Source organism: Bacillus cytotoxicus NVH 391-98 (assembly GCF_000017425.1).
Taxonomy (GTDB): domain Bacteria; phylum Bacillota; class Bacilli; order Bacillales; family Bacillaceae_G; genus Bacillus_A; species Bacillus_A cytotoxicus.
In genome coordinates this window covers 745,751-758,678 of sequence record NC_009674.1, presented here as the reverse complement: position 1 = coordinate 758,678, position 12,928 = coordinate 745,751, and the positions used below count along the sequence as shown (strand labels likewise).

At 36.4% G+C, this 12,928-nt stretch carries 16 protein-coding genes and 2 pseudogenes; 6 read left to right on the top strand and 12 right to left on the bottom strand.

All coding sequences use genetic code 11. The features are described from left to right. Nucleotides 1-252 precede the first annotated feature (252 nt). From BCER98_RS03825 to BCER98_RS03805, 5 genes are all read right to left on the bottom strand, one after another. Complete coding sequence (locus BCER98_RS03825) at nt 253-1,620, bottom strand: PTS transporter subunit EIIC (protein ID WP_011983774.1); 1,368 nt, start codon at nt 1,618-1,620, stop codon at nt 253-255. Between the two features lie 23 nt (nt 1,621-1,643). Next, nucleotides 1,644-2,528 carry an N-acetylmuramic acid 6-phosphate etherase gene (murQ, locus tag BCER98_RS03820; protein ID WP_011983773.1) on the bottom strand — a complete coding sequence of 295 codons (885 nt, stop codon included), beginning with the start codon at nt 2,526-2,528 and terminating at the stop codon, nt 1,644-1,646. 166 nt (nt 2,529-2,694) lie between these two features. Continuing rightward, a complete protein-coding gene (locus BCER98_RS03815; RefSeq protein WP_011983772.1) occupies nt 2,695-3,012 on the bottom strand; it encodes a DUF4870 domain-containing protein in 318 nt (105 codons plus the stop codon). A 165-nt stretch (nt 3,013-3,177) separates the two neighbouring features. Then, nucleotides 3,178-4,041, bottom strand: coding sequence for a MurR/RpiR family transcriptional regulator (locus BCER98_RS03810; protein ID WP_011983771.1), 864 nt, complete (start codon nt 4,039-4,041; stop codon nt 3,178-3,180). 198 nt (nt 4,042-4,239) lie between these two features. After that, complete coding sequence (locus BCER98_RS03805; protein WP_011983770.1) at nt 4,240-5,367, bottom strand: cation:proton antiporter; 1,128 nt, start codon at nt 5,365-5,367, stop codon at nt 4,240-4,242. Nucleotides 5,368-5,569: 202 nt separating this feature from the next. On the opposite strand from BCER98_RS03805, the pseudogene BCER98_RS23580 reads away from it, so the two are divergent. Further along, nucleotides 5,570-5,732, top strand: a pseudogene (locus tag BCER98_RS23580) (amino acid permease C-terminal domain-containing protein); the annotation flags it as partial. A 71-nt stretch (nt 5,733-5,803) separates the two neighbouring features. On the opposite strand, the gene BCER98_RS03800 reads toward BCER98_RS23580, so the two are convergent. Further along, nucleotides 5,804-6,004: a hypothetical protein gene (locus BCER98_RS03800; RefSeq protein WP_041809466.1), complete on the bottom strand. Its 201-nt coding sequence runs from the start codon at nt 6,002-6,004 to the stop codon at nt 5,804-5,806. Between the two features lie 84 nt (nt 6,005-6,088). Next, a pseudogene (locus tag BCER98_RS21605) lies at nt 6,089-6,307 on the bottom strand (hypothetical protein); the annotation flags it as partial. Between the two features lie 278 nt (nt 6,308-6,585). Between BCER98_RS21605 and BCER98_RS03795 the strand changes: the two are divergent. Then, nucleotides 6,586-7,038 (top strand): S-Ena type endospore appendage, encoded by a 453-nt coding sequence (locus BCER98_RS03795; protein ID WP_011983767.1) that lies wholly within the window; start codon nt 6,586-6,588, stop codon nt 7,036-7,038. Between the two features lie 69 nt (nt 7,039-7,107). On the opposite strand, the gene BCER98_RS03790 is transcribed toward BCER98_RS03795, so the two are convergent. From BCER98_RS03790 to BCER98_RS03770, 5 genes are all read right to left on the bottom strand, one after another. Next, nucleotides 7,108-7,461: a DUF3992 domain-containing protein gene (locus tag BCER98_RS03790; protein WP_011983766.1), complete on the bottom strand. Its 354-nt coding sequence runs from the start codon at nt 7,459-7,461 to the stop codon at nt 7,108-7,110. Between the two features lie 13 nt (nt 7,462-7,474). After that, on the bottom strand, nt 7,475-7,855 hold the full coding sequence (locus tag BCER98_RS03785) for a DUF3992 domain-containing protein (protein ID WP_011983765.1): 381 nt from the start codon (nt 7,853-7,855) through the stop codon (nt 7,475-7,477). Nucleotides 7,856-7,980: 125 nt separating this feature from the next. Beyond that, the gene (locus BCER98_RS03780; RefSeq protein ID WP_011983764.1) at nt 7,981-8,262 is read right to left on the bottom strand and encodes a YkvA family protein; all 282 of its coding nucleotides are present in this window, start codon (nt 8,260-8,262) and stop codon (nt 7,981-7,983) included. A gap of 218 nt (nt 8,263-8,480) precedes the next feature. After that, the gene (locus tag BCER98_RS03775; RefSeq protein WP_011983763.1) at nt 8,481-9,260 is read right to left on the bottom strand and encodes a DUF2935 domain-containing protein; all 780 of its coding nucleotides are present in this window, start codon (nt 9,258-9,260) and stop codon (nt 8,481-8,483) included. 62 nt (nt 9,261-9,322) lie between these two features. Continuing rightward, complete coding sequence (locus BCER98_RS03770; protein ID WP_041809463.1) at nt 9,323-9,691, bottom strand: VOC family protein; 369 nt, start codon at nt 9,689-9,691, stop codon at nt 9,323-9,325. 114 nt (nt 9,692-9,805) lie between these two features. Here BCER98_RS03770 and BCER98_RS03765 point away from each other — a divergent pair, with 114 nt between their 5' ends. The 4 genes from BCER98_RS03765 to brnQ2 all read left to right on the top strand — a co-directional run bounded on the left by BCER98_RS03765 (nt 9,806) and on the right by brnQ2 (nt 12,406). Then, on the top strand, nt 9,806-10,021 hold the full coding sequence (locus BCER98_RS03765) for a spore coat associated protein CotJA (RefSeq protein ID WP_011983761.1): 216 nt from the start codon (nt 9,806-9,808) through the stop codon (nt 10,019-10,021). An 8-nt stretch (nt 10,022-10,029) separates the two neighbouring features. Next, on the top strand, nt 10,030-10,293 hold the full coding sequence (locus BCER98_RS03760; protein ID WP_011983760.1) for a spore coat protein CotJB: 264 nt from the start codon (nt 10,030-10,032) through the stop codon (nt 10,291-10,293). A 12-nt stretch (nt 10,294-10,305) separates the two neighbouring features. Beyond that, on the top strand, nt 10,306-10,875 hold the full coding sequence (gene cotJC, locus BCER98_RS03755; RefSeq protein WP_011983759.1) for a spore coat protein CotJC: 570 nt from the start codon (nt 10,306-10,308) through the stop codon (nt 10,873-10,875). A gap of 214 nt (nt 10,876-11,089) precedes the next feature. Then, nucleotides 11,090-12,406, top strand: coding sequence for a branched-chain amino acid transport system II carrier protein BrnQ2 (brnQ2, locus tag BCER98_RS03750; RefSeq protein ID WP_011983758.1), 1,317 nt, complete (start codon nt 11,090-11,092; stop codon nt 12,404-12,406). Nucleotides 12,407-12,928: the final 522 nt, after the last annotated feature.

The following is a 12,928-nucleotide window of genomic DNA, read 5'->3' as shown; positions in this document are numbered from 1 at the left end:
GAGAAGCTATTGCGCTTACCAAACGTTTCCTAATGAGATTCGTATTTTTGAAGGCGAGGTAAATCGTCTTCTTTCAGTTTTTTATGAATCTTTCGTTTTGAACTGTACCCCGAATCGTGAACACTTAAAAAAATGGCTCCGGTACAATACCAGAACCATCTTTTAAGTGCTTGATTTTTAAAGGTCTTTTTATGAAACTGTCCATTTTATAGGGTACAGTTCAAGTTCCCCTGGAAAAAAAGAGGATAGCCCCTATATATTTTCTGCCATTTCTTCTTTAAATCCGAAGAAATACGTAAAAATAAAGCCGAAAATATAAGCGATTACTAAGCCAAGGAAATAGAGTAAATATTTATTATCGGCAATGAGCGGAATTAACGATATCCCTGATACGCCGATTCCAAGTGAAGCCGTTTTCATAACTGCTTGAAAAGCACCGCCAACAGCCGCACCTAAACAAGCTGTAATAAATGGTTTCCCAAGCGGTAATGTCACCCCGTATAATAACGGTTCGCCAATTCCTAAAAATCCAACTGGCAGTCCCCCTTTAATGACATTACGAAGGCGTTTATTTTTTGTTTTCACGAAAATCGCAATCGCTGCCCCTACTTGCCCAGCTCCTGCCATTGCCAAAACTGGTAGCAGTGGCGTTACATGTGTTTGGTTAATAAATTCCATGTGAATCGGTGTAAGTCCGTGATGTAGTCCAACCATAACGAGGGGCAAGAATGTTCCTGCAAGCACCGCACCTGCAATAACTCCTCCAATATTTAAAATTGCATTTATTCCACTTGTAATTCCATCGGATAATAATCCCGCAACTGGCTGAATAGCTAGCATCGTTACTAAACTGACAACTAATACTGTAATAAGCGGCGTCACTATAATATCAACAGCATTTGGAACCGCTTTTCGAACTTGTCTTTCCACAATAACCATGAGCCATGCTGCAAAGATTACTGCAAATAAACCACCGCGCCCCGGTACTAACGCTTCACCAAATACTTTCACATCCGCCATAGCCGGGTTGAAAATTAAAATACCCGCGATTGCGCCGAGAACTGGTGTACCACCAAATTCTTTCGCTGTATTCCACCCCACTAAAATCCCTAAAAATGTAAAAATACCGCCACCCATTAAAAGCAAGATTTGCAGCCACGTCGCATTCGGATCTGCCCCTGCATTTTTAGCAAAATTCGCAACCCCATTTATAATTCCTGAAGCAACAAGACCAGGAATTAACGGAATAAAGATACTTCCTACTTTTCGCAAAAAGTTTTTCACTGGTGTATTATTTTTCTTCTTAATGGCGGATTTCATTTCTTGTCCAATGTCTTCTAGATGGTTATCATGAGCCACTTCCCCCATTCGCAGCCCTGTCAACGCTTCCATTTCAGCCGCTACTTTATTGACAGTTCCCGGTCCAACTACAACTTGTAATGTTTCATCTTCAATAACGCCCATTACACCGTCAACTTTTTTCAATTGATCCATATTCACTTTACTTTCGTCATGAAGTGTAAGACGTAATCTCGTCATACAATGTGCAATGCTGCGTACATTTTGTATTCCCCCAAGTTGCTCTGTAATGTCATTTGCCATCCGCTGTTCTTTCTTCATGGTAGAATCTCTCCTCTCCATTTCTATAGCGCCTTCTTCACAAATCCTTTTGCATCTTTTAATTTTTCAAGTGCTTCCCCATATTCACACTGTAGTAATATCATAACGATTGCTGCTTTCACATTCCGATTTGCCTTTTCGTAATACGCCTCTGCCTCCTTGTAATCTACCTCTGTTGCTTCCATAATAATTCGTTTAGAACGTTCTACTAATTTTTGATTGGTTGATTGAACATCGACCATTAAGTTTTTATATACCTTTCCTATACCAATCATCGAAGCCGTTGAAATCATATTGAGTACTAACTTTTGAGCCGTGCCCGCTTTTAATCGTGTCGATCCAGTTAGCACTTCAGCACCCGTTTCTACTTCTACACTCACTTGTGCTAACTGACTCATTTCAGCCCCTTTATTACAAGAAATACTCGCTGTCTTTGCCCCAACATAATTTGCATATTTTAATCCACCAATGACATATGGTGTGCGACCACTCGCCGCAATTCCGATCACTGTATCTTTATCATTTAGCTGAATCCCTTTTAAATCTTCTATCGCCAATTCCTCGCAATCCTCTGCACCTTCCACCGCCTTAGTAAACGCTTTCATTCCTCCGGCTATAAATCCTTGTACTTGTCTCTCATCTGTACCAAATGTAGGAGGACATTCAACAGCATCTAAAATACCTAATCTGCCACTTGTCCCAGCACCGATATAAATTAAGCGTCCACCATTTTGAAAAGATGAAATTACATTTCGAACGATTTTTTCAATTTGTTCCATCTCCTTGTGTACTGCTATCGCGACTTTACGATCTTCTTGATTCATCGCCTCTAAAACCTCTTTTATACTCATTTCATCTAAATTCATCGTGTTTTTATTCCGATATTCTGTCGATAAACGCTCTAACATTCTTTCGCCCTCCTTGAAATTTTATTTCACACTTTTATTATATAACTAAGAAATTTAAAATCAATATTCACCATTCATTTTATGAAATTTCATTTTCATTCATGACGAAATTGTGTCTTTCTAATATAAAAAAGAGCCCGTTCAAAAGAACAGGCTCTTCATTCATTTAAATTGATTTCAACACTTGAATCCCTTTTACAATATTCCAAATGAAATAGTAAATACTTACGATACCCGCAATTACAAATGTAGCGATAACAGCAATACCAACTGCACCATTATTCGCTGAACTTAGTCCAAATACACTAGACATTACAAAACCTATGAATACAACTACATACGGAATGAAATGTGTCCATAAAGCTTTCTTTGCATGATATTTCACTTCTTCTTCTGCAACAAAATAAATAATGATTGGAAGAAGAAATGGTGCAAAAAAGATACTAAAGTAACTTAAAGAAGCTAATATATGATTTCCGTTCATTTCTTTCACCTCAAAAAATAGAATGATTTCTTATGTCTTTATTATTTCATAAGAATAATCATGAAACCATTTAAAAACCTTACGTAAAGATGACAATTATGTAAGATTTCGCGAGGAGAATTTTGCTGCTCGTAAAGAAATCCAGCAAGCACTATATGTACAGTTTCACTTTAACTTTCTTAACCGATCTGCTTCCGCTCTTGTTTCCATAAAGCGATCCAACACTTGGTCGCCCATCCGATTAAATGTAATGACATATAATGCATCAATGATATTTAATTGTGTCATTCGCGATGCAATACTTGCAATGCGGTAATCTTGCTCTACATCTGGGATGCAAAGATGAATATCAGCTTCTTTATATAATGGCGATAATTGGTCAAGTTTCGTAATGGCAATAACAGTTACCCCTTGCTTCTTCGCATACTGCACCACCTCTAATACATCCTTTGTACGCCCCGATGTTGAAATAGCAACAAAGACATCGCCTGTCTTTAAATTCGTAATAAGCGGAAGCATCATGTGGAAATCAGAAAGCATCATTGCTGTAAACCCAAGTCTTGTAAATTTATATGCTCCATCCATTGCTGGTGCAGCAGATCCGCCAACTCCGTAAAATAATATCGTTCTCGCCTTTAAAATAGCATCTGCTGCTTTTTCTAACTCTCTTTTATCAATTGCTGTCACACTTGCCTCAATGGCAGCCTTATTCACATATGTCACTTTATTAAACAAATCAAACGGACCATCTTCTGTATTTAGCACGGAAAAATCATTAATATTATAATCGGCAATTGTTAATTCACGAACAAGCGCTAGTTTAAATGCTTTAAAGCTGCCAATACCAATCGTTTTACAAAAGCGCACGACACTTGCTTCACTAGCTCCCGCATTATGAGACACTTCTTTCGTCGTTAAATTTGGAACAATCTCAGCATGTTCCATAATATACTGCGCGACCTTTTTTTCAGCGGGTGAGAATTGATCCATATCATTTTTAATTTTAAATAATAGTGTTGACGCCTTCACCAAATATCCTCCATTCCTTACTCTTATTTTTATTGTAGCTTAATCACCCCCTTTCGTTCCATCCTACTCATTATATATCAGCGATTTTTCAAATATATCGGCGGTTCGACATGAGATATCGACCAATCGACAAATTTCATCAAATCACTGCTACTAAAAATGTAAAAAGAGCCCGTCCAGTAGTACAGGCCCTTCCTTTTATACAAAATATTTCTTTAACAATGGCGGTGTAATAATCGTCGTTAATATAACAACAATGACGATTGAGGTAAAATTCTCTTTTGCTAATAAATTTGCGGTTAATCCATTTGCCGCGATAATAAGTGCTACTTCTCCGCGTGACACCATACCAGCTCCAATACCAATCGACGATTTCAAATTAAATCCTGTTAATCTTGCTCCTAGTCCTGATCCAACTAATTTTGTCAAGATTGCGATTATCGTCATCAAAACGATAAACCAAATTTGGTTTCCAATCCCTTGAAATGTAATTTCCATTCCGATACTAACAAAAAAGACTGGTACAAAAATAGCATAGGCAATCGGTTCAATTTTATGTTCTACTTCATGCTTATATGTCGTTTGCGATATGGCAATTCCGGCTGCAAAAGCTCCGATAATCCCGGCAACCCCCATTTGTTCACTATAATAAGCAAAGGAAAAACAAATAATAAGTGCTGCACTAATTAATGCTTCTGATACGCGAAGCGGCACTAACATGCGCATAATCCACGGAACGACTTTCCACCCAATTACAACAATACTGCTAAAAAAGATGACTTTTTTAGCAATCATAAGCGTAACATTCACATCCTGTGTCCCTAAAAAACTCATAACAAAAGCTAATAAAATTACAACAATGACATCATCAAAGACGGCAGCTCCGAGAATGGTTGTGCTCTCCCTCGTATTCATTTTCCCTAAATCACGCAATGTTTGAACAGAAATACTGACGGAAGTTGCACAAAGTAATAATCCTAAGAAAATGGCATGTGACTGCATCATCCCAAACGCAATTCCTGCTAAATAACCACCGAGAAAAGGAAGAATAATACCGCCGATTGCAACTGCAAATGATGATTTTAAATTACGATTTAGTTCTTCTAAGTCTGTTTCTAGCCCTGCCATAAACATAAGAAGTAACACACCAATTTCACTTAGCTCATCAATGAGTTCTGAACTATCAATAATCCCTAAAACTGCCGGACCAATAATAATACCAACAATTAATTTTCCTAATACAGATGGCTGACCAAGTCTCACACTAATGTCACCAGCTAGTTTTGTACAAAGTAAAATAACAACTAGTTCAAAGTAAAACAGCATAGCATCTTCTCCTACTTTATAGAATACGTCTATTCCTAACGATAGTCTCTCCTTACTAATGCCATTTTATTTGTTGCATTTTTATTTCATTAAATACTCTGAATTACTACAGAAATGCTATTATTTTAGTCGTTATGTCTGGACAAGTTCGTGTTTCTAATATATTGAGCCGCGTTAATCAAAGAGGAAAGATTCCTTTATTAAAACACATCCAAATTTCAAAAGAAGATTCCGGACTCCTTTTGTCCCAATATTCCCGATCATTGCTATTGCGTATATTGAATGAGTAACCTTCCGCAATAACGTGGATTAGCTTTACCTTCTGGCTTGTTATAGGACTATATCTCCTGACAAACAAAACAAACTTAAACTTTCACTATAAAAAAATCGCTCACTATGCCATAAAGCGAGCGATTTCTCATATCTTTCTATTCGATTATTTTTTGTCTTTCTTCTTTTTCCATACTGCTACACTGTCAAAGAAAAAGTTAATGAATAACGTTCCTAACCCAGCCAATAAAAATGTCATTACAAATAAAATCCATATGCTTTTATCTTTCAAAAAATAATATCCAACAAGGAGCACAACAGCGATCCATACATATTCAAGAATTTTTTTTAGTTTTTTCTCTTCCAAAGTCATTCGCTCCCTTATTCAAGCTTCTTCTACTTTTAGTATAGCAAAAAAGAAGCCCATCATCTGCATAAAACGATCATATTACCCTCCTGAACCTGTATCTGTACAGTCTCCCACAATAACAAATATATCTTGCTTCAGCACAAGCATATTCAACTGCTCAATCGCTCGCTTCCAGCGAAATATATCATCTGCACCACTATTTTTGATATGCACATCACTTACAACTGGAAATATAAGCTTTGTCTCCTCTGCTTGAATCGAAGGATTCTATGGAAATGATATAAGTGCGAATACGCTGATTAAATTTCTTAGCTTTCATGCAATTTTCTACCCTACCTAACTCCTCCTCGTTTGGTTTATCCAATACAAGGATTATTGTAACGAAAGCATATTAATCTAAATCGAACTGTTTATGAAGGCTATTACAATACTGTAAATAGAGTGTCATTTCTATATGAAGTTACACATCACTGTCTTCTTTTCAAAAAGACGACGGATTTATGAATCTTTATTAATAAGACAAGTATAGTCCAACATTTAATAATAGTAAGAACGAATCATATAAGGAGGGAATGTCGATGCAAAAGCATAAAAAAATAGGCTGTTTTGCTCCTTTATCTATTATATGTGAAGTCCCATGTCCTCCCCCCCCTCCTATATCAAACGCTGAATTCGTTACAAATGAATTTGTAGGGAATTTCCTAATTACAAATGACACGTTTCTTCCTGAAACAAATCAATTAAAACAATCAGACTCCACTTTCGAACTTTGGAAAGGAGATGGACTGTCGTCATTATCAGGTAGTATTTCTGTATACAATAATCGAAACAGTACAACCGCGATTACTGTACAAATTGTAGGTGAAACGACAAATACGTTAACCGCCTTGCCAGGCAATACTGTTTCATATACCGGTTCAGGATTACAGTCTGTTTCTCTTATCAATATACCAAGTGATCCTTCTGTCTATATAGAAGGCCGCTATTGTTGTCAAATTACATACTGTAAATTCAAAAGTGATTGTATGTAAGTGCGTCCCACATTTTATAAAAAAATCGTGTGAACAGCTTCTTTGTTCACACGATTTTTTTATATTTCGCTAAATTAAAGTATATCGGATTGTCATACAAAACTCGCCAGTTTCCGCGGATGCTGTTCCCAAAATTGTCACAGTATCAAAACGTCTAACTGTAAAGGATGCACCGCTTCCAGTAGCCACCGTAATCGTTTCTACAGCCGTTCCGCCTATACCACCACTATAGAAAACGAGCGTAACAGGACCTGTTCCGGTATCTACTTTCAAATACCCTGATGCATAAATATCTTGTGCAATATTATCGGCATAAATAATTGCAGGTGCCGCGGATGCAGTCCAATTTATACACACTTTATCTTGTACAATATTTTTTTGCGAATTTGCACAACACGAAAGGTTCGCACTATAATTTTCCATTTCAAATCCCCCTTTATGACATGACATAGCGCGTTGTAATACAGAACTCTCCTTGATACGTGCCTACTGGCGTAGCCGGCGTTACAATTTGAATCACATCAAAGCGACGGAACGTAAAAGCAACGCTCATTCCTTCTGTCACTGTAAACGTTTGAATAATTCCTCCACCCGAATCCAATACATTCACCGTAATCGCATTTGCAGGACTCACTCCAGGCCCAACGTCATATGTTAGATAACCAGTCCCTACGATATTTTGGTTAATATTATTTCCATAGACCGTAAACGTACTAGCTTCCGAACTAGACCAAGGATTACAGACTTTATCTTGTACAAAATTGTTGCTTTCATCTGGACAACAAGTTAAAGCGGTTACAGAACAATTACAAGCCATAGTTTCTCTATCTCCTCTCTCTTACCACATTCCCTATATATGTATGCCCTCTTCATCCATTTGCTTGTATCATTCATCTATTTTCCAAACGAATCTTCCATAGGAAACTGTCCATGCATCCCCCTCTACTCTTTCTTAATATTGTATTTCTCTTGTAAATGTGGCGGTGCCATTTTTACAATAAACTGTAAAATAAAAGCCACAACAGCAATGTCATCTAATATACCAAATCCAAGTAGAAAATCCGGGATGATATCAAACGGAAAGGCTGCATATCCAATTAGAAGAGCGACGGTTAATACTTTCTTGGAAAGAGCAACGTCTTTTGAAGTGAAAAATTCATATAGAAATGGACCAAAACGGCGAAAATGAAAGATAAATCGGAATCTGTTCATCATTTTTTTCATCGATACGACCTCCTTTTTTGTATAAAAAAACCTTTATCAAATACGACAAAGGTCTAAAGAATAATAAGACGAGAGTTCCTCCCCTTTATATCGAAAATGTTATAAAAATCCCTTCAAATATTTGATACAACCTCTCCTTTTATGCCTGTTTAGCATTCCCTTAAATAATAAAAACATAAATAAAAAGCCACGCGATAAAGTGGCTTTTCTAGGCATCCTTAAAGCGGATTACATTTTGGCATCTCTAAACCAGATGATTGGGCTAATTTCAATAAATAATAACATTCTTCTCTTGCCATATGATCTGCCATTCTTGCGGATAGCGAGCTGAGTATTTGCTCGGATAACTCTAATTCTTCTAGCTCATGAAGAAAATGCGAGAAAAGATTGAGCTCTAACGAGACATCTTTCGTGAATTTTTTCAAGGCTGGAAAATGATGAAGTTCTGTACGTAAATACCCTGTCATTTCAACAGCTTTTAAATAAAATTGTTCAAAATGCTTCGCATATTCCTCGCTTTTTTCCTTCAAACGTTTCTCCACCAAATCAAGTTCCCCGGCAATCGATCCCGCATGGCCAGCCGCATCTGTTAACCAAACAAGGTGATAATGTAATTCGTGAAAAATAGGTGGTACCTCACCTTTTATTAAATATTCTAATACCGTTATATACTCTTCGACTTCATTTACCATATGATTAATAAAAGTAGGAGTAAAATGAATTGTGACTTTTCCTTCCAACTGCTTCTGCACAATACTTAACTTAAATGTTCTCATTTCCTCAGCTGCTTGTTTCGCCTCTTTGGCAAATGCAACTAAGTTTACAGTATGAATTCGACTTAAATACTTTTCAAACTTCGAAACAAAATGCCTCGCCTTATCAATGTCTCCCTTTTCTTTTGGAGCTAACGCATCTAAAAGAAATTGAGCATGATCTCCAAGCACCCTTAACCAAAATTTATGTTCAAATAATGCGCTTTCTTCATAAGTTCGATCCATATTTCCTTCCCCTCCCACACTATATTTCACACACTCTTAGCGAAAAAATGTTCACATGAAAACTAACTTATTTTTGATTCAATGTATAGTTCATGTTGATCAGGATCATAAACGATAATGCCCGTTCCATTCGGATTATGTTTTTCAGAAAACGATATTTGATAAAAAGCTAGCTTTTTCTTCACCTTTTCTATATCAGAAATAACAATCCGTATCTCTTTAGACGTAATCCGCTCTGCATTTATCCCATGCGTTCGGTTTTGGTTCATCATAATACAAATTCTCGTCGAACCAACATCATACCATACACCCGTAACATCTAATTGTGGTCTTTCTGAACTAGGCTTTAGACCTAAAATTCCTTCATAAAAATATAATGTATCTTTTAAATTTCTTACTTCTAATAAAACAGCATTCATAATTTCCTCCACCGCTCTCTCCCTCCTGTACGCTTTCCTTTTTTCTATATGTGTCATAAAAGGGGATTATGTCTGAATACATTATGTAATGATGAGTTTTTTAGTTTTATAGAAGGAGGTTCTATCATGAACAAATATATGAAATCTTATGTTCCCTATCATAGCCCTCAAGACCCTTGTCCTCCTATTGGAAAGAAATATTACTCTACTCCTCCTAATCTATATTTGGGATTTCAGCCACCCAATTTACCACAGTTTTCCCCACAAGAAGCTTTAAAAAAAGGAACTTTATGGCCTGTTTTTTATGATTATTACGAAAATCCATATGGAAAAGGGCGGTGAGCATAATCGTGGCTGAATCATTACCAAAAGAATATTATGAGTGGCTTGAAGAACTACAAGCACTGGATTTTGCTCTCGTTGAACTAACATTGTATTTAGATACACATCCAAATGATGTTGCAGCGATTGAACAATTTAATGATTTGTCTTACCAAAGACGCTTGCAACAACAAAAAATAGAAAAGAAATATGGCCCTCTTCAGCAATTTGGAAATAGTTACTCGAATGCTCCGTGGGAATGGAGCAAAGGTCCTTGGCCATGGCAAATATAAAGGAGAGAGAGTATGTGGATTTATGAGAAAAAATTACAATACCCTGTAAAAGTAAGTACTTGTAATCCTGCACTTGCCAAATTATTAATTGAGCAATATGGTGGTGCTGATGGCGAATTAGCTGCTGCGCTTCGCTATTTGAATCAGCGCTATACAATTCCCGATAAAGTAATTGGATTACTGACAGATATCGGTACAGAAGAATTTGCTCACCTTGAAATGATTGCTACAATGGTTTATAAACTAACAAAAGACGCATCGCCTGAGCAAATGAAAGCTGCTGGCCTTGATCCACATTACGCAGATCATGATAGCGCTTTACATTATCATAATGCAGCTGGTGTGCCTTTTACCGCAACTTATATTCAGGCTAAAGGGGATCCAATCGCAGATTTATATGAAGACATTGCAGCTGAAGAAAAAGCAAGAGCAACATATCAATGGCTCATTAACTTATCAGATGACCCGGATATAAATGATAGCTTACGCTTTTTACGAGAACGTGAAATCGTCCATTCACAACGCTTCCGTGAAGCTGTAGAAATTCTAAAAGAAGAACGTGATCGAAAGATTTATTTTTAACTGATTTCAACACATACCCTACTGGTATGTGTATTTTTTATTTACTGAAAAAACAACCTCCTCAGAAACAGTATAATTATTCAGTTTAACGTATTAATTTTTATTTTTTTAAAAATTTCCTATTGCTTTCTAGTCATCAGACCTTTAAAATAATAACAGTTGCTCGACAAATTATTTGAATTTTCGACAAAAATCTTAGGAGGATTTTCTATATATGCGTAATACGTTAAAGCCATCGCAAATTTTCTCCATTAGCTTATTGCTATTTGCAGTTTTCTTTGGCGCTGGCAATATGATTTTCCCACCTCTGCTCGGACTTTCTTCTGGACAGAATATGTGGGTGTCTATTTCAGGATTTATTATTACAGATGTAGGGTTATCATTATTGGCAATTGTTGCTGTTGCTCTTGCAGGCGGCAGTTTTAAAAATTTAGCGAGCCGTGTTCATCCAAAATTCGCAGCAATATTAGCTATTATTATTTATCTTTCAATCGGCCCGCTATTTGTAATTCCAAGAACAAGTTCTGTTTCTTATGAAATTGGGATTGCACCCATTTTTCAATCTCAATGGTATTCTATGCTTGTTTTTAGTTTTATTTTCTTTACGATCGTCTACTTTTTATCATTAAATCCATCTAAGCTAGTTGATCATATTGGAAAAATATTAACGCCTGTTTTACTTGGAATCATTGCAATTATGGCAATAAAAGCCATTCTTACACCCGGCTCTTTTGTAGCACCTATCGGCGACTATAAGGAAATGCCATTTTTCAAAGGATTTCTTGAAGGATTTTTAACACTCGATGCAATCGGAGCTCTTGTGTTATCAACAATTGTTGTAAATGCCATTCGCCAAAATGGCGTTAACGAAAAAACATCGATTGCGAAGTACACCATTATTTGCGGAAGCATTGCAGCATTCTTTTTAACTATTGTTTATTTCTTACTTGGCTATATTGGGGCATCACACGGAAATCTTGGCCAGTTTGAAAATGGTGGTCAATTGTTAGCTACTGTTATGTATCACTTATTTGGGACAAGCGGGAATATTTTACTAAGCATCGCTATTATATTCGCTTGTTTAACAACAGCAATCGGTGTCGTAAGTGCATTTGCTAACTATTTTACAAACGTATTAACAAACGTTTCTTACAAACAACTTGTTCTATCTGTTTGCATCTTTAGCTTTGTTGTTTCAAATTTAGGCCTAAGTTTGCTTATTAAAATTACATTACCTGTATTAATTATTTTATATCCAATTACAATTATTTTGATTTTCGTATCATTTATTGATAAATATACAAAACGAAAACCATCTGTTTATATCGGAGCAATGACGGCAGCGTTTTTCATTAGCTGTATTAACGCTCTTGATAATATCGGAATGGTTCCAGCGGCTATTACGTCAATTGTCAGTACAATTCCTTTTTATAAATTAGGAGTCGGTTGGCTCATCCCAGCAATCCTTGGTGGAATTGTTGGTTATTTCATTCCGCAAACACAAATGGAAAGTGAACTTTCTACGAAATAAAGTGAAACTTTAATTAGTGGGGGTTTTCTTCATCCCCCACTAATTATGAACTCTCACCAATCGGGCTACTCCCACCTATCTTCCTTGCTTCTTTCTGAATCTTGAGGCGGGAGTCTTACTGCCCTAAAATAGCAGGATTAAAAAGCAATCGTATATCGAACAATCACATGTTGTGTTGAATATGGAGCCCATAGAGTTCGTGGCGCTCCTCGAAAATATGTTTCCATCCCCCTCTCCTTCCTTTTATCTCTATATACAGATTATTCCTCAAACATATAAACTCTATTTTATGAAAGCTAAAAAGACGCCGATTGCTACTTATGATATTCTCTTCCACCTAATATTATTGTAAGAAAGAAAAAGTCCGTCAATCAATTTATCTTCTTCCCTTCTTTAGTCGCATTTCTCAGACTCATTCGTAGCCATACAATAACCTTACAAAATTGTAATGTTATTGTAAGCTAAAACGATTTGTCATTTTTTCCCTCTCTTCTATACTGAAAATAGATATAAAAACGAACA